This window comes from Novosphingobium sp. (assembly GCF_965214355.1).
Classification (GTDB): Bacteria; Pseudomonadota; Alphaproteobacteria; order Sphingomonadales; family Sphingomonadaceae; genus Novosphingobium.
Genome location: NZ_CBDCBI010000002.1, coordinates 3597501 through 3623087, shown reverse-complemented (window position 1 = coordinate 3623087; position 25587 = coordinate 3597501). Strand labels below are relative to the sequence as shown.

Genomic DNA, 25587 nt, shown 5'->3' with positions numbered 1-25587 from the left:
CTTACAACCTTGTGACGACGGCGTCACCAATTTCCGCAGTGCCGGCGGTGCCGCCCAGATCCCGCCCCAGGACACCATCGTGCAGCGTGGCGGCCACGGCGGCTTCGATCCGGTCGGCAGCGGCCACCTGGCCCAGCGAATGGCGCAGCAGCATCGCGGCCGACAGGATCGTCGCCAGCGGGTTGGCATAGCCTTTGCCGGCAATGTCCGGTGCCGAGCCGTGGATCGGTTCGTAGAGGCCGAAGGTGCCGAATTCCGTCTGACGCTCTCCCAGCGACGCAGAGGCCAGCAGGCCGATCGAGCCGACGCACATGCTCGCCTGGTCGGACAGGATATCGCCGAACAGATTGCCGGTCAGCACGACGTCGAAATGGCCGGGATTGCGCACCAGCTGCATCGCGGCGTTGTCGACATACATGTGTTCCAGTGCGACATCGGGATACTGCGCAGCGACCGCGATCACGGTGTCGCGCCACAATTGCGATGTTTCCAGCACATTGGCCTTGTCCACCGAACACAGCCGCTTGTTGCGGCCCTGCGCCGCGCGGAACGCGACATGGGCGATGCGTTCGACTTCGGATGTGGCGTACGACATCACGTCATACCCTTCGCGTTCACCCGCCGCGTTGGTGCGAAAGCCTTTTTCGCCGAAATACACATCGCCGTTGAGCTCGCGCACGATGACCAGGTCGATCAGCCGCGAGATTTCGGGGCGCAGCGCGGAATGGCTTTCGAGGCCGGCAAACACGCGCGCGGGGCGCAGGTTGGCAAACAGCGTCAGCGCCTTGCGCAGGCCCAGGATCGCCTGTTCGGGGCGCAAGTGGCGATCGAGCGCGTCGCAGGCCGGATCACCGACGGCGCCGAACAGGATCGCGTCGGCTGCGCTGGCGATGTCGAGCGTTGCGGGGGGCAGCGGGTGGCCGTGCGCGTGGTAGGCCATGCCGCCAACGTCGGCGTGGGTCATCGTGATGCCCAGGTCCAACGCGTCGATCACGCGCACCGCTTCACGTGTCACTTCGGGACCGATCCCGTCGCCCGGCATTACCGCAATTTTCATCGCACCCTCGAAATCATCACGCGGCTGTGTCGCCAAAGCGGTTCCTTTGCCTCCGGGGCGGGTTCGGGTCAATCAGCCAATCCGCCGCAATCGTTCGATCAGTTGCGTGCGTGCGGCCATGATCTGGTGCTGCGCGCGGCTGTTGAGCAGGCGTGCGCCGATCGCGGTGCCCTGGCGGTCGAGCCGGGACAGCAGTTCGGCAAAGGTCTCTTCCCCAGGCGGCATCGGCGCGGTGCCATAGCCGACCTCGCGCAGCAGCACCGCCTCGTACCCCGCCAGCACGCGCGCCCAGCCACGCGCCGAGGGCGCATGGCAGATCGCATCGAGCACCGCGCCGAGCGCCGCATGGATCGCAGGGTACGGGTGGCCATCCGGCAGCGAGGCGGCGGCCAGCGTCGTGGTCCAGCCGATGCCGGCAGCGGGCAGCGGCTCGCTCAGCCAGGGCGCGCGGCTGACGACAAGTTCGACGCGCGCCGAGGGCAATTGCGCATTGCCGCGCGCGTGGATTTCGATCGACAGTGTGTTGCCCGGGATCAGCACCGGGCGCAGCACGCGCCCGCGTGCACCGGGTACATAGGCCGCGACCAGGCCGTGGTCCGCGGTCAGCGCGCGGATCACCGCGCCATGTTCGCCATGGGCGCGCGATGCGCAGAGCAGGGCATCGACGCGGATCAGCATGGGGCGATCCTATCCGCCTTGGCGAGGGCTGGAAACAGGGCCCGCGCGACAAATTTTGCATGGGCTGGCCCAAAAGACCGTTGGATCGCGGCCGGATGTGCGTTAGCGTTTGGCGATGAAGCAGCTTTTTCAACATGCCGCGATGACGGATGGCGTGACCGTGCGGGTCGCAGTCAATTTTTTGCCCGAGCAGTCGCGCGTCGATGCAGGCAAGTGGTTCTGGGTCTATCACATCCGCATTGAAAACGATGGCGATGAGGAAATCCAGCTGCTGACGCGGCACTGGCGGATCACCGACGGGCGCGGTGTGGTCAATGCGGTCGATGGCGAAGGCGTGGTCGGCGAACAGCCGTTCCTGGCGCCGGGGCAGAGCCACGATTATGTCTCGGGCTGTCCGCTGGGCACGCCGCATGGCAGCATGCAGGGGCATTACACGATGCGCCGCGGCGACGGATCGTATTTCGATGTCGCGATCCCGTTCTTTCCGTTGGCGGCGTCCGCGCCGGCGGCTTGATCCGAGGCCCCGCCCGGGTGAGCGGGGCCTGGCCAATTCAGATCCGCACGCCGACAACGCCGGCATTGCCGAACATGCCCAGCTTGCAGGTGCCGGTCATCGCGTCGCCTTCGACATTCACGTCGAAGCTCAGGTCGAGCGGCATCGGCTTGGTCACTTTCATGGTCCAGGCCAGTGTGTCGCCGCTGGCGGTGCCGGTAATGGCTTCCGAACCCAGCGAACTTTCGATCGTGCCGGTCATCGCAGCGCTGTCCGCGTCGAATGTGGCGGTCATTTCCTGCGGGCCCATCGGTGTCGACAGGGTGATTTTCCAGCGTCCGGTGGCGGTCATCCTCGATATCTCCTCGCGTGTGGTGGTTGCGATCTAGCATGTTCGCGACCCATGCACAGCCCGGCGTTGCGCAGATGGCCATGCGGTGTTGACTTGCATGCGCCGATGCGTTGAACAGGGCCCGGATTTTCAGGAGATGTGGCATGGGCGAGCGGACGATCATTGTCACCGGCGGGTTCGGCGCTCTGGGCCGGGTGGTTGCGCATGCGTTTGCCGCGCAGGGCGACCATGTCGTCCGCGTCGATTTTGCCCCGACCGCGCCCGATGTCATGGCCGGCGGGGTCGACATGGGCGGCGTGGACCTGACCGATGCGGCTGCGGTCGACACACTGATCGGCACGATCACCAAGCAGACCGGCGGCATCGACGTGCTGGTCAATATCGCGGGTGGGTTCACCTGGGAGACGGTCGCCGACGGCAGCCCGGCTGCCTGGCACAAGATGCATGCGATGAACGTGATTACTGCGGTGACGATAACCCGGGCGGCGTTGCCGGCGCTGAAATCGGCAAAGGCTGGCCGGGTGATCAACATCGGTGCGGGTGCCGCGCTGCAGGCGGCGGCCGGGATGGGCGCCTATGCCGCGTCGAAGGCGGGGGTCCACCGGTTTACCGAAGCGCTGGCGGCGGAACTGGCAGGCAGTGCAATCACCGTCAATGCGGTGTTGCCGAGCACGATCGATACGCCGGCCAACCGCGCCGACATGCCCGATGCCGACACCAGCACCTGGGTCACGCCGCGCGCGATCGCCGATGTGATCACGTATCTGGCGTCGCCCGCGGCGCGCGCGATCAGCGGTGCGCTGATCCCGGTGGCGCACGGCAGCCCCGACTGACGCGCTAAACATTTGACAAGTTCGCCCTGCTGACGTGAAGGAGGCGCGGATGAAGCGGACCCACCTTCCCCTCAACGGCCTGCGCGTGCTCGATGCGGCGGCGCGCCACTTGTCGTTTACGCGCGCGGCCGACGAACTGGCGGTGACGCCGGCGGCGGTGGGGCAGCAGATTCGCGCGCTCGAGGATCTGCTCGGCGTTATTCTGTTTCGCCGCACCTCCAAGGGCCTGGAACTGACCGACGAGGCTGCGGCCGGGCTCGATGCCATCCGCGAAGGGTTCCTGCGGTTTGAAGAGGGCGTGCAGGCGATACAGGCGGGGCAGTCGAGCCATGTCTATACGATTGCGTGCCCGCGCGATTTCTTTGCCGCATGGCTGTCGTCGCGGCTCGCTGCATTCCGCCGCGATAATCCGCAACTGCGCTTCGCGCTGATCGGCAGCGATGGCGAAACCGATTTTGCCGAGGCCAATCTCGATCTGGCGGTGCGCTGGTGCGAAGGGCCGGGCGATCTGGAGGGGATCGCATTGGGTCCGCTTGGCACGCTGGTCGTCGCAGGGCCCGGTGTGCCCGATACCGCGCCGTGGATTTCCTGGCCCGGTGATACGGATGCGGCGGGCGAAAGCCCGCGCGACATGGACATATCGGTCGGCGATGCGGGCACTGCGATCAGCGCGGCCGCCGCCGGGCTGGGCCGCGCGCGCGTGCCGCGCCTGTTGGGCGAGGCGGCGGTGGCCAACGGCCACGTGCGCGCGCTGGGCGAGCCGGAGACCGGGCGGCGCGGGTATTGGCTGGTCGCACCGGTGCCGCAATGGCGCCAGAAAAAGGTCCGCGCGCTGGTCGCTGCATTGCAGGATGCAGCCGAATAGGACGATTTCAGTCGCTGCTTATACCGCGTTGACTGCGCCTTAACCCGCGCCCGCGTATTCGAGCGCGATGGGTTTTTACAAAGACCGTGCTGCGCCGTATGCGACTGCGGCCGTCCGCCTTTGGCGGCAGCAGCGCCGCGCCATGCGCGAACGGTCTTCGCCGCTGTTTGTCGAAGCGTATGTGACCAGCATCGCGCGGCGTGTGCCGATGCTGTACCTCGTGATCCTGTTCGACGTAGGGCTGCTCGATGTCAGCTTTCATGGCGTCGCGCCGGTCGCGGTACAGGCGATCGGCGTGGTGCTCGCGGCGGTGGCGGGTGTGCGCGGGCGCGCCTGGCGGCCCCGGCGGATGGCGGCGCTGTCGCTGGATGGCAAACGCGCCGCGCTGCGGCGGATGAGCTTCGTCGGCGGTGTGTTTTCGCTCGCGTTCATGACCTGGACGGTGCTGCTGTCGATGTACGGCTCGATCGAACAGGCGATGCTGGTGCATTATGTGCTGGCGGTGACGGCGTTTGCCGCGGTCGTCGCGCTGGCACAGGCGCCGCGCACGGCGTTCAATGTGGCGCTGTCGTTTTCCGTGCCGGCGACGGCGGTGTTTCTGGCGTCGCATAATGCCGATGCGATCCTGCTGGCGCTGGTGCAATCGGTGCTGACCGCAACGATGCTGATCGCGATCCTGACCAATCATCGTGAATTCGTGCGGCGCGAACTGAACGGGCAGCGACTTGCGCGGCGGCTGGCGCATACCGCACGCGAATCGCGTGCGAATTATCATCGCGCGACGATCGATGATCTGACCGGCGTGCTGAATCGCGGGGCGATCCTTGAAGTGTTGCGCGATGATCTGGTCGCGGGCGCCGATGCCTGTTCGTGGCTGGCGCTGGCCGATCTCGACGGGTTCAAGCATGTCAACGATACGTATGGCCATGCCGCCGGCGATGCCGTGCTGCGCGCGGTCGCCGCGCGGATCGGGATGCAGCCGGGGGTGCACGCGCACGGGCGGCTGGGCGGCGACGAATTCGCTATCCTGTTCGATGGCGCGTTCAGTCCTGCACAAGTGTGCGCGGCCAGCCGGGCGCTGTCCGATGCGGTCAGCCAGCCGATCCCGTTCAACGGGACGCAATTGCGCGTGCTGTGCTCGATCGGGCTGTACCGCGCCGATGGCGCGATCGGACAGGTCGCGGGCATCGGTGATACCAGCGCCCTGACAAGTGCCCTGACCAGCGCCCTGACCAGTGATTCCCTGGAACGCGCCGATGCCGCGCTGTACAAGGCCAAGCAGCAGGGCGATGGCGCGGTCGTGATGTTCGGCACCAATGACGAGGCCGCGCATCGCCAGCGCGCGGTCATGACGCGGCAGTTTCACGACAGCGTGCTCGAAGACCGGCTGCGGCTGGTGTATCAGCCGGTGATCGACACGCGTAACGGCCGCATCGTCGGCGCCGAAGCCTTTGCGCGCTGGTCTCCCGACGGGCGGACGTGGCAGGCGCCGGCGAAATTCATGGCGATGGCGCATGCCACCGGGCGGATGAGCGAAGTCACCCGGCTGGTGCTGACCCGCGCGCTGATGGAATGTCGCCCCGCCGAAAACGGCATTGCGCTGTCGATCAACCTGAGCCCGCGCGATGTGGTGCGCGATGGCGTGGCCGAAGTGCTGGCGGCGATCACGGCCGATGCGGGCGGGCGGCCAAGCGATCTGATCCTGGAAGTGACCGAGCGCGCGCTGATCGACGATCCGCGCCGCGCCACGCGCCAGCTGGAGGCTTTGCGCGAACACGGGTTTCGCATTGCCCTCGACGATTTTGGCGCGGGCTGGTCCAGCCTGTCGCAATTGCGCGATCTGCCGCTCGACCTGATCAAGTTGCACGGTGCGCTGGCGGAGGCGCTGCCGGGTGACCCCGGCGCGCGCGCGGTGGCCGGCGCGATCGTGGCGCTGACGTGGCAACTGGGGCTGGGTTGCACGATCAAGGGGATCGAGACCGAGGCGCAGGCCAAGGCAGCGCGCGCGCTGGGGATTATCCGCATGCAGGGCTATCATTTCGGCGCGCCCGACAGCGCGGCGGTGATGCTGGCCGGGGTAAAGCGCGCGGTGGCTTGAAGTCCCTCCCTTTAAGCTTCAATCGCTTGTGTGAATTCGGTAGCCCTGAAGGGGAGGGGAGCTAGGCCTTGGCGGTGATCGCGGGCTTCAGGGCCAGTTGGCCGGCCAACCCGTATCGCGTGCGGTTGCGGCCGCGCAATTTCGCTTCGTACAGCAGCCGGTCGCAGTGATTGTACAGGTCGCTGAACGACAAGTCGGAACCATCGCGCGGAATCCGTTCGACCAGGCCCATGCTGGCGGTGACCAGCCGGTTCAGGCTGGGCACATCGGTCGCCACCCGTACCGGGATCGCCAGGCGCCGCCGTTCTGCGCGTGCGGCGATATCGGTGCCGGCCAGCAGCAGCAGGAACTCCTCGCCGCCCCAGCGCACCGCCAGAGTCTGGTCATCGGCCGCCAGCACGTGCGCGACCGCGCGCAGCACATCGTCGCCGGTGGCGTGGCCGTGGGTGTCGTTGACCATCTTGAACAGATCGAGGTCGATGATCGCCATCGCGCTGAACCCGCTGGCCAGAAGCATCGCAAACCGCTGTTCCAGCCCGCGGCGATTGAGCAGCCCGGTCAGCGGATCGTGGTCCGCTTCCTGCCGATGCCGGTGCGCTTCGGCCTTGGCCTCGTCGCGTTCGCGCTTGAGCAGCAGAAAGCGGTCGGCCACGCCCAGCGATGTGATGATGACCTCCAGCGCGATCGACAGATGCTGTTCGAACTGCAGTTCCAGCGGCGCGGCGGTGGCGCCCATCCCGGTTGCGACACGGATCAGCCCGGTGATCAGCATCGGCGCCCACGCCGCGATCTGGAAATTGATCGCACGGCTGCCGCGCAGCCGCGCGACCGTCATGACCCACGCAAATACGCCGAACACCGGCAAGAACGACATGAAATACAGCGGCGTAGCCCAGGCGCGCAGCGGGCCATCGGCAAACAGATAGAATGTCGACCACAGCGGGATCCACACCCCGGTCAACCGCAACAGGCGCCGGTGATGCACGTCGATCATGCCTTCCTCGATCAGGTCGGCGGAGAAAAATGCCGCAGTGACCATGCCGGAGGCCCAGGTGTAGACCGACAGCACGCACAGCGTGGTCAGCGACAGCGCGGCGAACCGGTTGATCACGCCGCTGGTGACCAGTGTCGTTGCCGCCATGAACAGCGCGGTCGCGGCGTGCCACAGCAGAAACGGCCGGCGCAAGACGCGGTAGAACATGAAATTGAACAGCAGCGGCATCGCCAGCATGCCGCACAGCGCCGCCAAGGCGAGCTCGTCAGTCAATGTGCCACCCTGGCCCGCGCTGGCCGGGCCGAGCCGTGCATCGGACAGCATGCCGACATGGCGCGGGTTATCGATCTGCACAATGACGGTGCGTGCCGGCGCCGGGGCTTGCGGCAGCTGTGTGCTCATCACCCAGTCGGCGGTGCCCGGCACCATGCCGGATTGCGTGACATCGCGCGAGACGCTGCGGCCATCGCGACCGATCACCGTAAGGCGCATTGCGGAAAACCGGGTCAGCCGCGTGATCAACAGGGTCGGCGGGGTGCCCGTTCCCGGCAATTCGAACCGCAGGATCGAACGCGGCGGCAGGATCGACCAGTTGGTCGGGCCGCAGGTCCACCGCGCGGTGTCTTGCGCGATTTGCGCATACGTTTCGGTGAGCGCGGCGCCCGCGTGGCATACCCTGACGGCCTGGGCGGGTTCTGCACGGGCCACCTGCGATATCGCCGCGGGGGCGACAATCGCAATCAGCGCGAGCAAAATCCGGAAAAACGGCGTGGCCATGCGATATCTATACGGTGCAACACTTTAAGGAAAGCTAACTACGTCCGGCCAGGTGTGGTGAACTTTCGGTAAATCCCGGCCATTTTCAATGCATGTCGATCAGCGCGGACGCATCGTCTTCGCCGGTGTCGCGCCCGGCAAACAGACGCCCGCGTTCGCTGTACAGCACCACGCCCAGCGCGGCGACGCCGCAAGCCAGGAACGACATCGCCAGCGGCAGCGCGGTGCCGTCATAGGCCTGGCCGATCACGATGCCCAGGCTGGCGCCGACCAGCATCCGCACGAACGCCTGGACCGAACTGGCCGCGCCGGCGATGTGGGCGAACGGGCGCATCGCGATCGAGGCGAAATTGGCGCCGATGAACCCCAGCATGCAGACATTGAGCGCCATGACCGGCATGAATTGCCACAGCGTTTCGTGCGGCGATCGCGCCTGGACCACTTGCAGGATACTGAGCGCCACGAACGCCAGCAGCGCGATGTGCGATACACGGCGCGCGCCCATCAGCGTGACGACGCGGGCGTTGAGAAAATTGCCCGCCGCCAGCATGATGGCGACCACGCCGAACAACAGCGGAAACATCCTGCCTGCGCCGAAATGTTCGGCAAGCAACTGTTCCGAGCTGTTGATGTAGCCAAGCATCGCGCCGAAGATCAGCGCTCCGCCGAGCAGATAGCCGGATGACTGGCGCAGGATCGCGGCGGCGATCATGTTGCGCGCAATCTGGTGCGGCACGATCGCCTGGCGGTGGTGCACCGCCATCGTTTCGGGCAGGCGCCACGCGATCCAGCCGCCGACCAGCGCGGTCAACGCGGCCAGAGCGGCAAAGATCATGCGCCATCCGGCAAACAGCAGGACGGCCTGGCCAATGCTGGGCGCAACCATCGGCGCGATCATGAACACCATCGCGATCGTCGATGACATGCGGGCCATCGCGTCGCCCGAATGGCGATCGCGCACGATCGCGGACGGCAGCACGGCCAGCGCAGCGCTGGACAGCGCCTGCAGGATGCGCATCGCGATCAGGGTGTTGAATCCCGGTGCCAGCGCGCACCCCAGCGACATCACGATATAGGTGCCAATGCTGACCAGCAGCACCCGGCGCCGGCCATAGCGATCCGACAGCGGCCCGGGCAGCAGTGATCCGATGCCCGCCGCGACCAGGAACACCCCGACCACCAACTGCCGGTGGTTGGGGTTCGATACGCCCAGATCGTGTGCGATCAATCCCAGCGCGGGCAGCATCGCGTCGATCGCCAGCGCCTGCAGCGCCATCGTGGCGGCCATCATCGCCACGAATTCCGTACCGCCGATCGGGCGGCCGGTCCGGGGCGGGGGCGTTTCGATCGTGGAGGAGGAGGTGGCCATGGCGCCGCCTATAGGCGTGGCCGCGCGCCGATTACACGTCTTATCTCCCGGTTTGTAATGCGCTAGGGTGAAGGGATGGAGCAGCCCGCACAAGCGTCCGGCGATTCTGGGCCCGACGAGGGTCAGGATGCGGGCTTTCGCAAGATCATCCATATCGACATGGACGCGTTCTATGCCAGCGTCGAACAGCGTGACGATCCATCCTTGCGCGGCCGGCCGGTCGCGGTCGGCGGATCGGCGGCGCGCGGCGTGGTCGCGGCGGCAAGTTACGAGGCGCGCACCTTCGGCGTGCGCTCGGCGATGCCATCGACCCGCGCGGCACGGCTGTGCCCCGACCTGGTGTTCGTGCCGCCGCGCTTCGATGCCTATCGCGCCGCCAGCCGGGCGATCCACGCGATCTTTGCCGATTACACCGCCCAGATCGAGCCGCTGTCGCTCGACGAGGCGTATCTCGATGTTACGGCCGATCAGCGCGGGATCGGGTCGGCGACGCGCATCGCCGAATTGATCAGGCAGAGGATTCGCGCCGAGACCGGCCTGACCGCGAGCGCGGGCGTGTCGTACAACAAGTTTCTGGCCAAGCTGGCGTCGGACCAGAACAAGCCCGACGGCCTGTGCGTGATTCGGCCCGGTGATGGCGCGGCGTTTGTCGCGCGATTGCCGGTGGCGCGGTTTCACGGCGTGGGCCCGCGCGGCGCCGAGCGCATGGCCGCGATCGGCGTGACGACCGGCGCCGATCTGCGCGCGATCCCGCTCGATGTGCTGCGCCGGCATTTCGGCGCGCAGGCCGATTATCTGTATCGCGCCGCGCGCGGTATCGATCTGCGCCGGGTGGAGGCGGATCGGCCGCGCAAATCGGTGGGCGCGGAGCGCACGTTCGACCAGGATATCGGATCGGGCCCCGCGCTGCGCGAGGCGCTCGGGAATATCGTCGAGATCGTCTGGGCCCGGATCGAAAAATCGGGCGCGCGCGGGCGCACGGTCACGCTGAAACTCCGCGGCGCCGATTTCCAGACGCTGACCCGGGCGAAGTCGCTGTCACAGGCGGTATCGGGGCGGCAGGAATTTGCCGAGATGGGGTTTGCCTTGCTCGATGCGCTGCTGCCGTTGCAACAGCCGGTGCGGCTGATGGGGCTGACATTGTCGGCACTTGAAGGGGTGGGGGTCACATCGGCTGAAGCGGGGCCCGGCGATCAGGGCTCGCTACCGTTTTAGCGCGAGATATTCGCGCACGGCGGCGTTGGTTGCGGGCGGCAGGGCGCCGGGCGGTGCGAGCATGACCTCGATGATTTCGCGGCCATCGGCGACCGGCGTGCCGGTGATCGTGCCGGTCACGATTTCGATGCGGTTGGTCCAGCCGTGCGGCATCTTGCGTACAATTTGTCCCAGCAGGACGGTATCTGTCAGCTTGCAGCCGGCTTCTTCGGCCATTTCGCGCGTGGCGGTGGCGATTGCGTTTTCGCCCGGCGCGCGGCCGCCGCCGGGGACGAGCCATTGGTCGGGCAGATGATAGGAATGGCGCACCAGCAGCAGCCGGCCGTCGGGGGTAAAGCCCAGGACCATCACGCCCTCGACCTCGCGCCGCACCAGGCCCCACAGGCGCAGCCGCAGCGGTTGCAGTGCGCGCAGCAGTCCGCGATGGAGCCAGCCTGGCAGAACGGCAAATGCGCGCTCTGCCAGGCCGTGCTGGTTAGCCACCCAGGATCTGGGTCAGGAACCACACGCGCTGCTGCGCCTGGTCGGTCCAGTCGTCGGACATGCCGTCGGTCGCGTTGTCGCCGGCTTCGCCCGCCGCCGCCTTGGCTGCGCGGATGCGTTCGACCAGCGTGATATTGTCTTCGCGCAGCACGCGGACCATCGCCATCGCATCGACCCCGGTGCGATCGTCGTCGGCAATCGCGCTCTTGGCGCCGACTGCGCCGACAGATGTCAGCGTCAGGCCGCCGTTTTTGCGCACGCGTTCGGCGACCACATCGGTCAGCGCGAACAGTTCGGTCGCCTGGGTATCGAACAGCAGATGCAGATCGTGGAATTGGGGGCCCGCGACATGCCAGTGGAAATTCTTGGTTTTGATATAGAGCGCGAAGTAGTCGGCAAGCAGCCCGTTCAGGCTGTCGATCAGCGCTTTGCTGGCATTGTCTCCGGGCATGGTCTTGTCCTTGTTGATCGTTACCACCGTAGTCTAGCAGCGCCTGCACGGTGCACCAGATGATTATGTCGCTTGCAGTGATCGTATCGGGCGATCTTTGATTCCCCATGAAATTCCGGGGGTGTTAGCGCGCTTTTAACCACTCGCGGTTAACCCGGACGAAGGTGGCGCGAATGTCATCCGGGGAACGAATTTGATGTCGGATATGAGCAGGCACGCCGGGTTCGCCGCAACCGCGGCTGCGACGGCCGACCAGAGCGAAAACATCAGCCGCCCGATCGGGGTCGTGCGCGATGTCTCTGGCGGCACGTGCGTCGTGGTGTTCGATCCCGACCGGTTGCAGGAATGCCTGGTCGATGCCGATCCGTCGATCGCAATGTCGGGCCAGGTCAGCAGCCAGATCAAGATTCGCGTGGGCAATGTGTGGTTGCTCGCAGTCGTGCGCAATCTGCGCCAGGCGCTGCGTGCCGAAGAGCATGGCGGGATCGTTGCCGAAGTCGATTTCATGGGCGAGGGCGATACCGAAAAGCTGACCGGCAACATCTTCGGCTTTCGCCGCGGCGTGACACGCTTCCCGATGCCGGGCGCGCTGGTGTTCGTCTCGACCCGTGCCGACCTCAAGCAGATCTATGCCAGCGACGGCCGGCCCAATATCGGCATCGGCACGGTCCATCCGACGCGCGACATCCGCGCCGGCATCTATATCGACAGCTTCCTGGGCAAGCATTTTGCGCTGCTGGGTTCGACCGGCACCGGCAAATCGACGTCGGCCTCGCTGATCCTGCACCGGATCTGCGAACTGGCGCCGCAGGGCCATATCGTGATGATCGATCCGCACGGCGAATATATCTCGGCATTCCGCGACAAGGGCCATCTGCTCGACGTGTCGAACCTGCAGATGCCGTACTGGCTGATGAATTTCGAGGAACATTGCGAAGTGTTCCTGACCTCGAGCGGGTCGGACCGCGTGGTCGATGCCGATATCCTGGCGCGCTGCCTGGTGCAATCGCGCGCCAAGAACCGGCTGGCCGCCGCAATCGGCAAGATCACGGTCGATTCGCCGATCCCCTATCTGCTGTCCGATCTGCTCAACACCCTGCTCAACGAAATGGGCAAGCTCGACAAGGGCACCGGATCGATCCCCTATCAGCGCATCCGCTCGAAGATCGAGGAAATCCGCGGCGATGCGCGGTACCAGTTCATGTTTTCAGGGTTGCTGGTCGGCGATTGCATGACCGATTTCATTGCCCAGGTGTTTCGCCTGCCCTCGGAAGGCAAGCCGATCTCGATCATCGACGTGTCGGGTGTGCCGTCCGAAATTACCCAGACCGTGGTCGCGGTGCTGTCGCGGCTGGTGTTCGATTTTGCCGTGTGGGCGCGCGATGAAGAAACGCGGCCGATCCTGCTCGTGTGCGAAGAGGCGCATCGCTACGTGCCCAACGAACGCAATTCCGATGGCAGTTCGGTGGCAAAAGTGCTGTCGCGCATCGCCAAGGAAGGGCGCAAATATGGCGTCAGCCTGGGCCTGATCACGCAGCGCCCGTCGGATCTGGCCGAAGGTGTGCTGTCGCAATGCGGCACGATCATCGCCATGCGGCTGAACAACGAACGCGACCAGGCGCATGTCCGCGCCGCCATGCCCGAAGGCGCGCGCGGTTTCATGGATGCGATCCCGGCGCTGCGCAACCGCGAATGCGTGATCTGCGGCGAAGGCGTCTCGATCCCGATGCGCGTGGCGTTCGACGATCTCGACGCGGCCCTGCGCCCGGCGTCGGCCGATCCGTCGTTTGCCGAACAGTGGGCGAAATCGGGCGGCGAGGAACAGATGATCGCACGCACGACGCAACGCTGGCGCGCGCAGAGCCGGTAGGGCCACCATCCTCCCCGGAACGGGGAGGGGGACCACGCGAAGCAGTGGTGGAGGGGCGGTGCCTCATGGCGCTACCCTCATCAGGTCGCGCCAACACCATTTCGCGTATTCACGGCGTCAGCGTAATGAGGCGCCGCCCCTCCACCACCCTGCGGGCGGTCCCCCTCCCCGTTCCGGGGAGGATTAGAATTTGCGCGCGGCAATCTCGGCTTCGATGCGCTTGCGCCACGGGATCAGGCGGTATGACGCATAGGCCAGCGCGACGGCGATGATCGATCCAACCGGAAAGCTGAGCCAGAGCGCATCCATGCCGAGCGCGGGATGGGCGAGCTGGTAAAAGCCCAGCCGCCCTGGAAACATCGAGATACCCAAAACGAACAGCGGGGGCACGACGGTGCCGGCGGCGCGCATCGTGCCGAACAGCACGATCGTCACGCCGAACAGCACATAGCCCCAGCTGGCCAGGAATTGGATATGCCGCGCCAGGGCGACTGCCGGGCTGTGTGCGCCCAGGAACAGTTCGAGCACCGGGCGGTCGAACAGCAGCAGCAGCATGGTCATCGCGCCGCCGATTGCCAGGTTGAGCACGACTCCGGCGCGGGTGATCGCGTCGATCCGGTCGAACATCCGCGCGCCGATCGTCTGCGCGGCCATTGCGCTGACTGCGGCCGAAATCGCCATCGCGGGCATTTGCAGATACGTCCACGTCTGCAGCGCTGCGCCATAGGCCGCGCTGGCGATCGCGCCTTCGCGATTGACCAGCCCGATCATCACGATCGACGCCATCGAGACCAGCAGCATCTGTGCGCCCATCGGCAGGCCCTTGATCACGATATAACGCAGTTCGCCAAGCTCGGGGATCAGATAGGTCAGCTCCTGGCCCTTGAGCCGCAAGGGCAGGTCGCGGGCATACAGCACCGTCACGAACACCACCATCGTGATGGTCGATGCGATCGTGGTAGCCAGCGCCGAACCGGCAATCCCGAGGGCCGGGACTGGCCCGAACCCGCCGATAAACAGGGGATTGAGCGCAACATCGAGCACAACCGCGATAATCATCATCCGCAACGGCATGGCCGAATTGCCCGCGCCGCGCAGGCCCATCGACAGCATGACCGTGATCATCTGCGCGGGCATCGCGATGAACACGACGCGCAAGTACGCGAGGGCAAAGCCCAGCACCTGCGGCGGGGTGGACATGGCGTGGAGCAGCCACGGCGCGCCGAACCAGCCGACCACCGCCACGATCAGCGACAGGCCGAAACAGAAACCCAGCGCAGTCCCGAACGTGCGGCGCGCGGCATCGATATTGCCTGCGCCAAACGCCTGCCCCACCTTGACCGTCGCGGCCATGCCAAATCCGAACGTGGCGGCAAACACCAGAAACATCACGACATTGGCATTGGCGGTCGCAGCCAGCGCGCTGCCGCCGATCATCCGCCCGACCCAGATCGCATTGATCGTGCCGTTCATCGATTGCAGCACATTGGCCATCAGCGTCGGCGCGGAAAACCGCACCAGCGTGGTCATGATCGGCCCGCTGGTCAGATTGCCATGGCGCGGGATACGATCGCCTTGCGCCGCTTCGGGATCGAGGGCGATGCTGTCGATTGCGTCAGTCGCCATCGTTGTCGGACCCGGGTCTGAGCGCAGCCAGCGCGTCGAACGCTCCGCCCGATGCTTCGCCGCCAAGCTTGTGTTCGGCGCGCGCACGATCGGCATCGGGCCCTTCGGCGAACGGATCGATCGCCAGCGCCAGTGTCTGCGCCAGAGCTTCGCCCAGATCGAATGTCAGGCCTTCGTATTCGATTTCGTCGCAATCATCGGCGGTCAGTTCGATCTCGTCGTCACCTGCAGCTTGCGCCGCCTGGGAATGAACGAACCGCAGGTCGACCGGCTCGTCGATCCTTACCGGGAAATCCTCGCCCGAAATCGCGCAGGCCTGGATGATCGCGGCGCGGATGCGGCCCTTGACATTGATCGTGGTGCCATCGGCAATCATTTCGACCGTGGCGACCATGCGTTCGATCGCGGACAGGGTGAACCGCGCGGCCAGCCGCCGGCGTTCGCTCTCGTCGGGGGTGATCTCTACCGCTGTTGGCGGCAAATGGCGAATGTCGATGATCCGCGAAAACTCCATGGCCGGATGCGCGCTCACTTGCCGATCTCCGCCGCCAGCACGCGATAGCCGGGAACCAGCGCCAGACCTGCGGCAAAGGCGCGCGCGCGGCGTGCCAGCCTTGCCGGATCGCCGTTCCCGGTCATCGTGACATTGCGCGTGACGGCGGCAGCCATTGAGTCCTCGCCTTCTTCCAGCGCGGTGCGATAGGCGCCCAGGCGGCCGCCCAGCGTGCTCATCAATTTGCCGATATGCTTGCCCACCATCAGATCGCCGACGCCGCCCTGGCGCAATTGCCCGTCCATATCATCGACGAACAGTTCGGTCAGACGGACCGAGGGCTCGATCAGGTCGGGTTCGCGCTCCATTCGGATCAGCACGATCGCCAGGATCAGTGTAATCGCGTCGAACCGGCCTGCGACGCTGTCGGCGATCCCGCAATCGGCGTACCATTCTCGCTCGCGCGCGATTTCGACGGTACGATGCCACAGCGGACGCAGCGCATCGCGCGGATCGGAACGGGGGCGCAACCATTTGGCCAAAAGCGACATCGGGATTGATTCCATTTCAGGGGCGCATGATTTATCGCAAAATCCGGTTCCCACTTTACGATCATGCAGTTTTCGTTGTCGCATGATTTATCGTAAAAACCGGTTCCCACTTTTTATGATCATGCTCTATGGCCTGCGCTATAGAGGCCTATGGCGCGAAGGCAAACGCCTCGCCGGGCAGTTAACTGGGATGGCGTATGCGTCAGACCAATGGGTATCAGGTGCGAAAGGTTGCAATGCGGATCGAACGGACGAAGGATCGGGGCTTTTGCAGTCAAATGCGCCCGGTCGTGAAAGCGGCTGGCCTGGCTGCGCTGGTTCTCGCCGCGAGCGGTTGCAGCACGATCAAGGACCATCGCGGGTATCTGGTCGATGCGGCATTGACCGATTCGATATTGCCCGGCGTCGACAACCGGCTGTCGGTGCAGAAATCGCTGGGCGAGCCCACGCTGAAAAGCCAGTTCGGTCAGCAGTCGTGGTATTATATTTCGCTCGACACGACGCAGCATCCGTTTGCCCGCCCGCGTATCCGCGCCGGATCGATCATGGATGTGACGTTCGATACCGCAGGCACAGTGCAGAACGTGACGCATGATGGCGTCGAGCACGCGCTGTTGATCCGTCCCGACCGGCACACGACACCGACCCTGGGCCGCGAACGCAGTTTCTTTGAAGACCTGTTCGGCAATATCGGCACTGTGGGCGCCTTGCCTGGCGGCGGCACCAGTGGTCCTGGCGGCCAGGGCGGCGGCGGTGGTGGCGGCGGCCGACCCGGCGGCACTGGCCCTAACGGCAGCTGATCACGGAGCAGGGGGGCGGCCCGGCCTATTGAATGGCCGGCCGCGCCCCCCAATATCTGTCGCATGAACGATCATGCGGCGAGCCACGGCCTGATACAGTGGCACGGAACAACCATCATCGGCGTGCGCAAGAACGGGCGCACGGTTATCGCCGGTGACGGCCAGGTTTCCATGGGCAACACCGTGATGAAGCCCAATGCGCGCAAGGTGCGCCGGCTCGGCACGCCAGCTTCTGACGGCATTGCGCCGGTCATTGCCGGGTTTGCCGGCGCGACCGCCGATGCGTTCACGCTGTTCGAACGGCTGGAGCGCAAGCTGGAGGCGCATCGCGGGCAACTGCTGCGCGCCGCGGTCGAATTGGCCAAGGACTGGCGCACCGACAAATACCTGCGCAATCTCGAGGCGCTGATGATCGTGGCCGATGCCGAAACACTGCTGGTCCTGACCGGCAATGGCGATGTGCTGGAGCCAGAGGCGATCAATGACGCAACGATCGCCGCCATTGGTTCGGGCGGCAATTACGCGCTCGCAGCGGGCCGCGCGATTGCCGATTACGAAGCCGATGCCGAAACGATCGCGCGGCGCGCGATGCGCGTGGCCGCCGACATCTGCGTCTTTACCAATGACCGCGTTACGCTGGAAACCGTCTGATGCTCGATAGTCTGACCCCCAAAGCCATTGTCCGCGCGCTCGATGATCATATCGTCGGGCAGCAGGACGCCAAACGCGCGGTCGCGGTCGCCTTGCGCAACCGCTGGCGGCGCCAGCGGCTGGCGCCCGCGCTGCGCGATGAAGTCAGCCCCAAGAACATCCTGATGATCGGGCCCACGGGTTGTGGCAAGACCGAGATCAGCCGGCGGCTGGCAAAGCTGGTCGATGCGCCGTTCGTGAAGGTCGAGGCGACCAAGTTCACCGAAGTCGGCTATGTCGGCCGCGATGTCGAACAGATCGCGCGCGATCTTGCCGAAGAAGCGATCCGCCTGGAAAAAGCGCGCCGCCGCGAGGCTGTGCGCGAGGCGGCCGGCAAGGCGGCGATGGACCGCCTGCTGAAAGCCCTGGTCGGCGAAGGCGCGAGCGAGGCCACGCGCGAAAGCTTTCGCCAGCGCATCGAACAGGGCGCGATGGCCGATGTCGAAGTGGAGATCGAGGTCGAGGATTCGCCGGCGATGCCGATGGAAATACCGGGCATGGCCGGCGGCGTCGGCATGATCAACCTGTCGGACATGATGGGCAAGGCGTTCGGCAAGCAGGCGACCAAGCGCCGCAAATTGCGCGTCGGCGATGCCTGGGACAAGCTGATCGACGAAGAAGCCGAAAAGCGCATGGACCAGGACGACGTTGCGCGCGTTGCGCTCGCCAATGCCGAGACCAACGGCATCGTGTTCATCGATGAAATCGACAAGATCGCGGTCAGCGACATGCGTGGCGGATCGGTCAGCCGCGAGGGTGTGCAGCGCGATCTGCTACCCCTGATCGAAGGCACGACGGTGGCGACGAAATATGGGCCGATGAAGACCGACCATGTGCTGTTCATCGCCTCGGGCGCGTTCCATCTGTCGAAGCCGAGCGACATGCTGCCCGAATTGCAGGGCCGCCTGCCGATCCGCGTCGAACTGCAGGCGCTGTCCGAAGACGATTTCGTGCGGATCTTGTCGGAAACGCGTGCCAATCTGGTCGAACAGTATTGCGCCCTGCTTGCCACCGAAAAGGTCACGCTGGATTTTACTCCGGGCGCGATCCGCGCGGTGGCGCGCACCGCCAAACAGGTCAACGACAGCATCGAGAACATCGGCGCGCGCCGGTTGCAGACAGTGATGGAAAAGCTGCTGGAAGAGGTCAGCTTCGAGGCCGAGGACCGTGCAGATACGACGATCGTGGTGGATGAGGCGTATGTGGCTGCGCGGCTGGCGACTTTGGCGGCGAATACCGACCTGTCGAAATACATCCTTTAACTTAAGCCCCTCCCCTTCAGGGGAGGGGCTGGGGTGGGGCCCTCCCCACTCGCCGACGCTGATGGATCCATGCGAGCGGGGATTGTAGCCGAGAGGCCCCACCCCCGGCCCCTCCCCTGAAGGGGAGGGGGGTGTCAGCTTATTGCGCTGCTTCGACCAGTTCGTCTTCGGTGTTTTCTGCCGCCTGGCGCATCCACATTTCGGCGTAGAGCCCGTCGTGGCGCAGCAGTTCGTTATGACTGCCCTGTTCGGCCAGCCGGCCCTGGTCGATCACCAGGATGGTATCGGAATCGACGATGGTCGACAGGCGGTGCGCGATCGAGATCGTCGTGCGGTTGGTGGCGACCGCGCGCAAGGTGCCAAGAATGTCCTGTTCGGTGCGCGTATCGAGCGCGCTGGTCGCTTCGTCGAACAGCAGGATCGGCGGGTTTTTCACCAGGGTACGCGCAATCGCAACGCGCTGTTTTTCGCCGCCTGAAAGTTTCAGCCCACGTTCGCCGACTTCGGTGTTTAGCCCCTGCGGCAGGCGTGCGATGAAATCGCCGATCGCCGCGCCCCTGACGGCTGCGGCGACTTCGGCATCGCTGGCGCCTTCGCGGCCATAAGCGACGTTATAACCGATCGTGTCGTTGAACAGCACGCTGTCCTGCGGCACGATGCCCAGGGCCGCGCGCAAGCTGGCCTGCGTGACTTGCGAAATGTCGTGACCGTCGATCAGGATCCGGCCCGATTGCGGATCGTAGAACCGGAACATCAGCCGGCCGATCGTCGACTTGCCCGCGCCCGATGGCCCGACGATCGCGACGCGGCTGCCCGCTGCCACGTCGAACGACAGCCCGTGCAGGATCGTGCGATCGGGCTCATAGCCGAACACGACATTGTCGAACGCCACGCTTGCGCGCCGCACCACCAGCGCCGGTGCGCCCGGGACATCGGCCACTTCGACCTCGGTATCGATCAGGCGAAACATTTCGGCCATGTCGGTCAGGCCCTGGCGGATCGTGCGATAGACCATGCCGAGCATGTCGAGCGGGCGGAACAGCTGAGTGAGATAGCCCTGCACGAACACCAGCTCGCCCGCGGTGTAGCGGCCCTGCCACCAGCCGATCACGGTATAGGCCAGTGCGCCTGCCATCAGCAGATTGATGACGAACGCCTGCGCGATATTCAGCAGTGCCAGGCTGTTTTCGCTGGCAACGGCGGCATCGGCGTAGGCGCCGGTGGCCTGCGCATAGCGCGCCTCTTCGCGCGCCTCTGCCCCGAAATATTTGACCGTTTCGTAATTGAGCAGCGAATCGACCGCGCGCGACAGCGCCTGGCCATCGAGGCGGTTCATTTTTTCGCGCAGATGCGTGCGCCATTCGGTGATCGTGCGCGTGATCCAGATATACGCGATGACGGCCAGCGCGGTAGCCGCGACCAGGCCCCAGCCGAACGTGATCCAGAAGATCACTGCAACACCGACCAGGTTGAGCACGGTCGGCGCGATGTTGAACAGCATGAAGTACAGCATCGTGTCGATGCTTTTTGTGCCGCGCTCGATCACTTTGGTCACTTCGCCGGTCCGCCGGGCGAGGTGGAACCGCATCGACAGCCGGTGCAGCCGCGCGAAAACGTGTTCGGCTAGCTTGCGCGTGGCATCCTGGCCCACGCGTTCGAAGACGAAATTGCGGATATTGTCGAACACCACGCCGACAAACCGGCCGAGCGAATACGCGATGACGGTCAGCAGCACGAACGTGACCGCATGCTGGCGCGCGGTCCCGTTCGCGGAAATGTTCATCGCATCGACTGCCCATTTCAGAGCGAGCGGCAGGGCCATCTGCACCCCGGTCGACAGCGCCACCAGCACGCTGGCGATCACGATCCGCCAGCGCAGCGCCGGATTGTCGCGCGGCCACAGGTACGGCAGAAACCGTTGCAATGTGCGCCAGCCATCATGGCGGGGCTGGGGCCCGGTCGGGGCAGTGTGGGGATTATCGGGAGGCATGACCCCTGACATAGGGATTTCGCCGCCAAATTCCAGTGCGTTTGCCCTCAGGTCTTGGGCGTGGCCGGTATCGCAAACAAGATGCGCCGCCCGGCAAAATCGATCGCCACGCGGTGAAACAGCCGCAGTTGCGCCATGCCCAGCAACAACGCCGGCCGTCGCCGCAGCCCCAGCCGGTCGAACGGCGGGGCGTCGGTAAATGCGATGACTGTGTTGTTCAACGTCATGCCGCCCAGTTCCAGCGTGCGCGCCACGCCCACGTCGGCGGTGGCCTCCTGCCCGGTCACCGAAACCAGTTGCATCGTCTGATGCGCCTGCCGCCGGGCGAGCGCGGTGGCCAGCGCGACATTGCCGATCGAAGTGTCGGACCCGGTGTCGATCACGATCGCGGTGTGCACGCCGTCGATCAACGCATCGGTCAGGATCAGCTGCCCGCTCTTGCGCCGCGCGCGCACGACGATGTCGAACCCGCGATCGCCGCCCAGCGCCTTGGCATCGCCAAGCAGCATCCGGTTATGGTCGAAATCGAGCAGAACCCGTTGCCCCTGCAGCCCGTCGAGCCCGATGATGCCGTCGGCGCCGATATCCTTTTCCTCCAGCACAGGCGAAGCCAGGTCATACAGATTGCGCTGGCCCAGCGTCAGCGACGATACCGCGACGAGATCGACATCGCGAAAGCCCGCGACCCCGACGAGCCGCGCACGGTTATTGGCCACCAGCCCCAGCTGTGTGGCGACCGAACGTGCGACCACCGTGCGTTCCGCCCCGGTGTCGATCAGGAACGCGAACGGGCTGTGCAACCCGGCGGCATTGGCGACTTCGACCGGCACCGTCATGCGATCATTGGCGTCGCGGCTTATCCGCAAGACGTCATCGCCGGCGAGGGGGGGCTTTTGCGGGCTTGGCGCGATGCCCGCCGCGAAATGGGGCGCAGGATCGGGCGCAGGGATGACGAGCGGCGCAATCGCGTCGGGCTCGATCGCATGGGCCGGCGGAATTGCGACAAGCAACGCCGTGGCGGCAAGCAGCGCAGTGGCGGCGTGCATGATCATCGTTGTATCTCCCGGCGATAGTGTACGCCTTTGCCGGGGGCATGACCACTAGTTGTGTGATGCAAGTCCCGCGCGCGCAAAGGCCGCGACCAGCGCCCGATCTTCGCGGTAACCCGCCGGATCGAACTGGCCAGCGATGCCCCGGTTTTCTTTCCAGCTGTTGGAAATGGCGGTCATGTGGCGATAGCTGAATTCGCTGTCGATCACGCGGTTGTGGCGCGATCCGAACAGGTTGTGCACCGACCAGGTGGTGCCGAAAGGATCGTGGCGCGCGGGCACCACGCACCATTTTGGCGGGCATTCGCGTGTTTCGGCCAAGGCGCGGTGCGTGAAATCGGCGTGGCGGCAGGGTTCGTGGTCAATCGGATCGGGGCTGGCGCCGCTGATCCATTGGCCGGGAAATTTGATGAAGCCGTGGCGCGTGGCTTCGGTCGCTTCGAAGATCGAGCGGCCTTTATCGGACAGCACCAGTTCGTCGATATCGACATTCAGCACGGATTTCGCATCGCGCAGGAACCGCAGGCGCGCGTGCGCCATCGAACCGGTCTGGCAGAAATCCGAATCCCACGGTGCCTCCACACCGTTTACGGCGCCGGCCAGTCCGCCTTGCGGGCCATAGCGGAACGGCCAGGGTACGACATGGATGACCATGGCGGGAAATGCGGCACGCAATTCGGTTTGCAAATCGGCGGCGGAATACAGGCGCGATCCGTTGTCGTAGACCAGCGCTGCATCGGCGCCGTGTTCGGCCTGGTAAAATTGCAGCCAGTCGCGAATCCAGCGCGGGGTGTTGTCCTTTGACAGGGTGTGGATCACGCGGCGGCCTGCGAACAGCGATGCCTGGTCGGGCTGGATCGTCAGTTGGTATGTGCCGACCGGCCCGGAAAGCGTCAGCATGTCGCCGTCGTGGCGGCACCAGATCTCGCCGCGCTTGTTTCGCACGACATAGCGCGGGCCGCCAAACCAGCGCGGTTTCAGCGGCGCACTGGCCTGTAGCGCAGGCAGCAGGTTGAGGAACGGCGGCCCCTGCAACACGACATACCGGCCGGCGCGGTAGCAATCGTAGAACAGCGTGTCCCAGTCGAACCCTGCGTCGTAGGCTGCATTGCGCAATTCGGGCGGGCGTGGGCTTTCGCGGCGCAAGCCGCTGGCCGGATCAAGGGCAATAGACGACAGCGCGATCATGCCGCGCGAAACCGCACGGGTACGCAGCGTTGCATGACCGGCACGCCTGCCATCAGCCCCAGGATTTCGCCCAGCACCGGATGGCGCAGCAGCGCCAGCGATACCAGCCAGCTCACGACGCCCGCGCCCGATGCCAGCGCGAGTTGCACCAGTGTGATCGCGGTGGGCGGGGCCCAGAACGTGTATGTCAGCGCCAGCGGGAGCATCGCGGCCAGGCTGGCCAGCCCACTGCGCAGATAGATCATCATCAGCCCGCCCAGATCGAACCGCACGATGCGGTGCATGAAGCGGAAATACAGTGCGAACCAGAACACGGCATAGACCAGCCGCGATCCCGCAGCGCCCTCGACGCCCCAGCGGCACCCGATCGCCAGCAGCACGATCGACATCACCGTATCGATCAGATTGCGCGCGAGCAGATTGTTGAGCTTGCCCGCCAGGATCGGCAGATCGCTGACCAGCGGCAGCGCGACCAGCATGATCTCGGTCAGTGCGATCATCGCCAGCAGCGGTGCGGTGCGCAGCCAGGCGGGGCCATACAACAGGCGGATGATCGGCTCCGACGCCAGGGCGAGCCCCGCCATGCCCGGCCAGACGACGCCCGAATAGCCGGCACACACGCGCAGATACGCAGGACCCAGCGGCTCGCCGCGATCGCGGATGCGCGCAAAGGCGGGGTAGAACACGCTGCCGATCGCGCCCGAAATCAGCATGCGGAACTGGTCCGACAGGCTGACCGCGCGGCTGTATAGGCCGACGGCTGTGATCCCCAGCGCCTTGCCCACGATCAGGTCGGGCGTGCGCGTTCCCAGCGCGCCGGTCAGGTACAGCACACTGGCGCGCGCACCGAAGTGGACTACGGCGCCGATACCGTCGAACCGCATCCGGCGCGGCCAGGCGGGGCGCATGATCTGCGCGACCACCCCGCGGGTGGCGGCGGCGGCGACCGCGGCCCAGGCCAGTGCAAACGAGGAATAGCCGGATGCGGCGAGCGCAACGGCAACGCCGCCTTGCGCCAGCGCGGCGCAGACATTGACCGCAAACAGCCCGCGAAACTGCATTGCGCGCGCCATCAGCGCCATCGGCACGACCGACATCGGCACAAACAGATAGCTGCCCGCGATGATCAGCAGGATCGTAACCAGTTGCGGCTGATGATAGGTCGCCGCCATCGGCAGCGCGGTTGCCGCGACGATGGTGGCGATCAGGATGGAAAACAGCACCGCGACCGAGCCGCAGCGCGCGATCTCGTCGCGATCGAGCACGGTCAGCCCGGAAATATAGCGCGACAGGCCGAAATCCTGCAGCACCGCGACGATCATCGCGGTGGCCAAAGCGATCGAAAACAGCCCGACTTCGCCGGGGCTGAGGAACAGGCGCGAGATGACGACCGAGGCGACGAACTGTATCGCAAAGGCCAGGTATTGGCCCGCCATCGCCCATACGGCCGCACCGCGCACGGACATGACCGCAGCCTCGCGGCCAGGGTGTTGGCTCGGTATGTCGCTCATGGTGCCGCCACAGGGCGATGGACGGCCAGCACCAGCGCGAGCTTTGCCGCGCGCAACGGGTAGCCGAACAACACCAGCCGGACGACCGTCCGCCACAGGCCGCGGCAGTTTCCGCCTTCGCGGATGAACTGGCACAAGATGGCAAAGCCGTTATCTCCGAGGCCGGCACGCGAATACAGCAGGCCCGGCGCGACCAGCGCGCGCACCGCGCGGGCCACACCGGGCCGGCCGAATAGCGCGTCGATGTCCTTTAGCGGGGGCATCCTGGTCAGCGCGACAGTTGGATCCGGGCGTCCGGCGGCACGCTCGGCATAGGCAATGCGCGAGATCGCGGCATTGGTCTGTTGTTCGGTGGCGTGGCGGCTCGACACCTGCTGGTTGTAATGGCGATAGCGCAACAGGCGTTCGGGCAGATTGGCGACTTGCGTGATCGTGGCCAGGCGCAACCACAGGTCAAGATCTTCCGAATGGCTGAACGCGGGATGGTATCCGCCGACCGAGCGCACAAGATCACGCCGGAACATGACCGCCGGGTGGCATAGCAACGGCAGGCCGGCGTCGATTGCAAACAGGAACCCGCGATGGTCGACCGGATGGTCGATGGCATTGAGCGGGTAGGGCGCATCGTTTTCGTCGATATCGTGTGTCCAGCAGCCCAGCACGCCGATTGCGGGATAGGTGGTCATGAAGGCGACCTGGCGCGCGAACCGTTCGGGCAGGGATACGTCGTCTGCATCCATCCGCGCGATCAAGGGCGCGCGGGCGGCGGCCAACAGTTCGTTGAGGCTGGCGACAAGCCCCCGATTTTCGCGCGCGATCACGCGGATGCGGGAATCACTGGCGGCATAATGCAGCGCGATCGCGCGGGTTGCATCGCGCGAACCGTCATCGA

The 25587-nt window shown here is 65.5% G+C and carries 24 protein-coding genes (1 of these 24 cut by a window edge); 9 read left to right on the top strand and 15 right to left on the bottom strand.

All coding sequences use genetic code 11. From position 1 onward, the window contains the following. Position 1 precedes the first annotated feature (1 nt). The gene (gene leuB, locus ACOOE2_RS16670) at positions 2-1057 is read right to left on the bottom strand and encodes a 3-isopropylmalate dehydrogenase (RefSeq protein ID WP_420384630.1); all 1056 of its coding nucleotides are present in this window, start codon (positions 1055-1057) and stop codon (positions 2-4) included. 72 nt (positions 1058-1129) lie between these two features. Continuing rightward, the gene (recO, locus tag ACOOE2_RS16665; RefSeq protein ID WP_420384104.1) at positions 1130-1735 is read right to left on the bottom strand and encodes a DNA repair protein RecO; all 606 of its coding nucleotides are present in this window, start codon (positions 1733-1735) and stop codon (positions 1130-1132) included. 115 nt (positions 1736-1850) lie between these two features. On the opposite strand from recO, the gene apaG reads away from it, so the two are divergent. Next, on the top strand, positions 1851-2249 hold the full coding sequence (gene apaG, locus ACOOE2_RS16660; RefSeq protein ID WP_420384103.1) for a Co2+/Mg2+ efflux protein ApaG: 399 nt from the start codon (positions 1851-1853) through the stop codon (positions 2247-2249). A gap of 37 nt (positions 2250-2286) precedes the next feature. Here apaG and ACOOE2_RS16655 read toward each other — a convergent pair whose 3' ends face one another. After that, positions 2287-2580: a hypothetical protein gene (locus ACOOE2_RS16655; protein WP_420384102.1), complete on the bottom strand. Its 294-nt coding sequence runs from the start codon at positions 2578-2580 to the stop codon at positions 2287-2289. 143 nt (positions 2581-2723) lie between these two features. Here ACOOE2_RS16655 and ACOOE2_RS16650 point away from each other — a divergent pair, with 143 nt between their 5' ends. The 3 genes from ACOOE2_RS16650 to ACOOE2_RS16640 all read left to right on the top strand — a co-directional run bounded on the left by ACOOE2_RS16650 (position 2724) and on the right by ACOOE2_RS16640 (position 6376). Beyond that, entirely contained in the window at positions 2724-3413 is a 690-nt protein-coding gene (locus ACOOE2_RS16650; protein ID WP_420384101.1) for an SDR family NAD(P)-dependent oxidoreductase, read from the top strand. Positions 3414-3462: 49 nt separating this feature from the next. Further along, complete coding sequence (locus tag ACOOE2_RS16645; RefSeq protein WP_420384100.1) at positions 3463-4278, top strand: LysR family transcriptional regulator; 816 nt, start codon at positions 3463-3465, stop codon at positions 4276-4278. A 67-nt stretch (positions 4279-4345) separates the two neighbouring features. Then, positions 4346-6376: a putative bifunctional diguanylate cyclase/phosphodiesterase gene (locus ACOOE2_RS16640; RefSeq protein WP_420384099.1), complete on the top strand. Its 2031-nt coding sequence runs from the start codon at positions 4346-4348 to the stop codon at positions 6374-6376. A 61-nt stretch (positions 6377-6437) separates the two neighbouring features. On the opposite strand, the gene ACOOE2_RS16635 is transcribed toward ACOOE2_RS16640, so the two are convergent. After that, positions 6438-8147, bottom strand: a complete 1710-nt coding sequence (locus ACOOE2_RS16635; protein WP_420384098.1) for a diguanylate cyclase domain-containing protein — start codon at positions 8145-8147, stop codon at positions 6438-6440. Between the two features lie 85 nt (positions 8148-8232). Then, the gene (locus tag ACOOE2_RS16630; RefSeq protein ID WP_420384097.1) at positions 8233-9516 is read right to left on the bottom strand and encodes a multidrug effflux MFS transporter; all 1284 of its coding nucleotides are present in this window, start codon (positions 9514-9516) and stop codon (positions 8233-8235) included. A gap of 75 nt (positions 9517-9591) precedes the next feature. Here ACOOE2_RS16630 and dinB point away from each other — a divergent pair, with 75 nt between their 5' ends. Further along, complete coding sequence (gene dinB / locus ACOOE2_RS16625; RefSeq protein WP_420384096.1) at positions 9592-10731, top strand: DNA polymerase IV; 1140 nt, start codon at positions 9592-9594, stop codon at positions 10729-10731. Here the strand turns inward: dinB and ACOOE2_RS16620 are convergent. Together ACOOE2_RS16620 and ACOOE2_RS16615 are read right to left on the bottom strand one after the other, a co-directional pair. Next, complete coding sequence (locus ACOOE2_RS16620; protein WP_420384095.1) at positions 10720-11214, bottom strand: NUDIX domain-containing protein; 495 nt, start codon at positions 11212-11214, stop codon at positions 10720-10722. The two genes, dinB and ACOOE2_RS16620, sit on opposite strands and share 12 nt — an antisense overlap. After that, on the bottom strand, positions 11207-11665 hold the full coding sequence (locus tag ACOOE2_RS16615) for a Dps family protein (RefSeq protein ID WP_420384094.1): 459 nt from the start codon (positions 11663-11665) through the stop codon (positions 11207-11209). The genes ACOOE2_RS16620 and ACOOE2_RS16615 overlap by 8 nt, the downstream gene beginning before the upstream one ends. A gap of 196 nt (positions 11666-11861) precedes the next feature. Here ACOOE2_RS16615 and ACOOE2_RS16610 point away from each other — a divergent pair, with 196 nt between their 5' ends. Then, positions 11862-13535, top strand: coding sequence for an ATP-binding protein (locus ACOOE2_RS16610; protein WP_420384093.1), 1674 nt, complete (start codon positions 11862-11864; stop codon positions 13533-13535). A gap of 183 nt (positions 13536-13718) precedes the next feature. Here the strand turns inward: ACOOE2_RS16610 and ACOOE2_RS16605 are convergent, their stop codons facing one another. The 3 genes from ACOOE2_RS16605 to ACOOE2_RS16595 are packed head-to-tail and all read right to left on the bottom strand — an operon-like array spanning position 13719 to position 16205. After that, on the bottom strand, positions 13719-15161 hold the full coding sequence (locus ACOOE2_RS16605; RefSeq protein WP_420384092.1) for an MATE family efflux transporter: 1443 nt from the start codon (positions 15159-15161) through the stop codon (positions 13719-13721). Then, positions 15151-15693: a YceD family protein gene (locus ACOOE2_RS16600; RefSeq protein WP_420384091.1), complete on the bottom strand. Its 543-nt coding sequence runs from the start codon at positions 15691-15693 to the stop codon at positions 15151-15153. Before ACOOE2_RS16600 ends, ACOOE2_RS16605 begins: the two co-directional genes overlap by 11 nt. After that, entirely contained in the window at positions 15690-16205 is a 516-nt protein-coding gene (locus ACOOE2_RS16595) for a ubiquinol-cytochrome C chaperone family protein (RefSeq protein WP_420384090.1), read from the bottom strand. The genes ACOOE2_RS16600 and ACOOE2_RS16595 overlap by 4 nt, the downstream gene beginning before the upstream one ends. 290 nt (positions 16206-16495) lie before the next feature. On the opposite strand from ACOOE2_RS16595, the gene ACOOE2_RS16590 reads away from it, so the two are divergent. From ACOOE2_RS16590 to hslU, 3 genes are all read left to right on the top strand, one after another. Continuing rightward, positions 16496-17005 (top strand): outer membrane protein assembly factor BamE, encoded by a 510-nt coding sequence (locus ACOOE2_RS16590; protein ID WP_420384089.1) that lies wholly within the window; start codon positions 16496-16498, stop codon positions 17003-17005. Between the two features lie 63 nt (positions 17006-17068). Beyond that, on the top strand, positions 17069-17656 hold the full coding sequence (gene hslV / locus ACOOE2_RS16585) for an ATP-dependent protease subunit HslV (RefSeq protein ID WP_420384088.1): 588 nt from the start codon (positions 17069-17071) through the stop codon (positions 17654-17656). Then, positions 17656-18957: an ATP-dependent protease ATPase subunit HslU gene (gene hslU, locus ACOOE2_RS16580; protein ID WP_420384087.1), complete on the top strand. Its 1302-nt coding sequence runs from the start codon at positions 17656-17658 to the stop codon at positions 18955-18957. Before hslV ends, hslU begins: the two co-directional genes overlap by 1 nt. A gap of 139 nt (positions 18958-19096) precedes the next feature. Here hslU and ACOOE2_RS16575 read toward each other — a convergent pair whose 3' ends face one another. The 5 genes in view from ACOOE2_RS16575 to ACOOE2_RS16555 are tightly spaced (at most 48 nt apart) and all read right to left on the bottom strand, a layout consistent with a single transcriptional unit that may run on beyond the window. Beyond that, complete coding sequence (locus ACOOE2_RS16575) at positions 19097-20947, bottom strand: ABCB family ABC transporter ATP-binding protein/permease (RefSeq protein WP_420384086.1); 1851 nt, start codon at positions 20945-20947, stop codon at positions 19097-19099. A gap of 47 nt (positions 20948-20994) precedes the next feature. After that, positions 20995-21999, bottom strand: a complete 1005-nt coding sequence (locus ACOOE2_RS16570) for a retroviral-like aspartic protease family protein (protein WP_420384085.1) — start codon at positions 21997-21999, stop codon at positions 20995-20997. A 48-nt stretch (positions 22000-22047) separates the two neighbouring features. Then, positions 22048-23184, bottom strand: coding sequence for a hypothetical protein (locus tag ACOOE2_RS16565; protein WP_420384084.1), 1137 nt, complete (start codon positions 23182-23184; stop codon positions 22048-22050). Beyond that, positions 23181-24695: an oligosaccharide flippase family protein gene (locus ACOOE2_RS16560; RefSeq protein WP_420384083.1), complete on the bottom strand. Its 1515-nt coding sequence runs from the start codon at positions 24693-24695 to the stop codon at positions 23181-23183. The genes ACOOE2_RS16565 and ACOOE2_RS16560 overlap by 4 nt, the downstream gene beginning before the upstream one ends. After that, positions 24692-25587, bottom strand: partial view of a glycosyltransferase family 2 protein gene (locus tag ACOOE2_RS16555; protein WP_420384082.1) — the 3' portion only. 121 nt of this gene lie beyond the right edge of the window; 896 of the gene's 1017 nt are visible here — the last part of the coding sequence; the start codon falls outside the window, past its right edge; the stop codon is at positions 24692-24694. The genes ACOOE2_RS16560 and ACOOE2_RS16555 overlap by 4 nt, the downstream gene beginning before the upstream one ends.

What these genes read in the sequence shown, in the direction of transcription:
- ACOOE2_RS16655 (WP_420384102.1), bottom strand. Translation starts at nt 2,580, where the DNA reads ATGACCGCCACCGGACGCTGGAAAATCACCCTGTCGACACCGATGGGC.
- hslV (WP_420384088.1), top strand. Translation starts at nt 17,069, where the DNA reads ATGAACGATCATGCGGCGAGCCACGGCCTGATACAGTGGCACGGAACA.
- ACOOE2_RS16565 (WP_420384084.1), bottom strand. Translation starts at nt 23,184, where the DNA reads ATGATCGCGCTGTCGTCTATTGCCCTTGATCCGGCCAGCGGCTTGCGC.
- ACOOE2_RS16605 (WP_420384092.1), bottom strand. Translation starts at nt 15,161, where the DNA reads ATGGCGACTGACGCAATCGACAGCATCGCCCTCGATCCCGAAGCGGCG.
- dinB (WP_420384096.1), top strand. Translation starts at nt 9,592, where the DNA reads ATGGAGCAGCCCGCACAAGCGTCCGGCGATTCTGGGCCCGACGAGGGT.
- ACOOE2_RS16645 (WP_420384100.1), top strand. Translation starts at nt 3,463, where the DNA reads ATGAAGCGGACCCACCTTCCCCTCAACGGCCTGCGCGTGCTCGATGCG.
- ACOOE2_RS16650 (WP_420384101.1), top strand. Translation starts at nt 2,724, where the DNA reads ATGGGCGAGCGGACGATCATTGTCACCGGCGGGTTCGGCGCTCTGGGC.
- ACOOE2_RS16575 (WP_420384086.1), bottom strand. Translation starts at nt 20,947, where the DNA reads ATGCCTCCCGATAATCCCCACACTGCCCCGACCGGGCCCCAGCCCCGC.
- ACOOE2_RS16595 (WP_420384090.1), bottom strand. Translation starts at nt 16,205, where the DNA reads ATGTCGCTTTTGGCCAAATGGTTGCGCCCCCGTTCCGATCCGCGCGAT.
- hslU (WP_420384087.1), top strand. Translation starts at nt 17,656, where the DNA reads ATGCTCGATAGTCTGACCCCCAAAGCCATTGTCCGCGCGCTCGATGAT.
- ACOOE2_RS16640 (WP_420384099.1), top strand. Translation starts at nt 4,346, where the DNA reads ATGGGTTTTTACAAAGACCGTGCTGCGCCGTATGCGACTGCGGCCGTC.
- ACOOE2_RS16610 (WP_420384093.1), top strand. Translation starts at nt 11,862, where the DNA reads ATGTCGGATATGAGCAGGCACGCCGGGTTCGCCGCAACCGCGGCTGCG.
- recO (WP_420384104.1), bottom strand. Translation starts at nt 1,735, where the DNA reads ATGCTGATCCGCGTCGATGCCCTGCTCTGCGCATCGCGCGCCCATGGC.
- ACOOE2_RS16630 (WP_420384097.1), bottom strand. Translation starts at nt 9,516, where the DNA reads ATGGCCACCTCCTCCTCCACGATCGAAACGCCCCCGCCCCGGACCGGC.
- ACOOE2_RS16615 (WP_420384094.1), bottom strand. Translation starts at nt 11,665, where the DNA reads ATGCCCGGAGACAATGCCAGCAAAGCGCTGATCGACAGCCTGAACGGG.
- leuB (WP_420384630.1), bottom strand. Translation starts at nt 1,057, where the DNA reads ATGAAAATTGCGGTAATGCCGGGCGACGGGATCGGTCCCGAAGTGACA.
- ACOOE2_RS16570 (WP_420384085.1), bottom strand. Translation starts at nt 21,999, where the DNA reads ATGATCATGCACGCCGCCACTGCGCTGCTTGCCGCCACGGCGTTGCTT.
- ACOOE2_RS16560 (WP_420384083.1), bottom strand. Translation starts at nt 24,695, where the DNA reads ATGAGCGACATACCGAGCCAACACCCTGGCCGCGAGGCTGCGGTCATG.
- apaG (WP_420384103.1), top strand. Translation starts at nt 1,851, where the DNA reads ATGAAGCAGCTTTTTCAACATGCCGCGATGACGGATGGCGTGACCGTG.
- ACOOE2_RS16635 (WP_420384098.1), bottom strand. Translation starts at nt 8,147, where the DNA reads ATGGCCACGCCGTTTTTCCGGATTTTGCTCGCGCTGATTGCGATTGTC.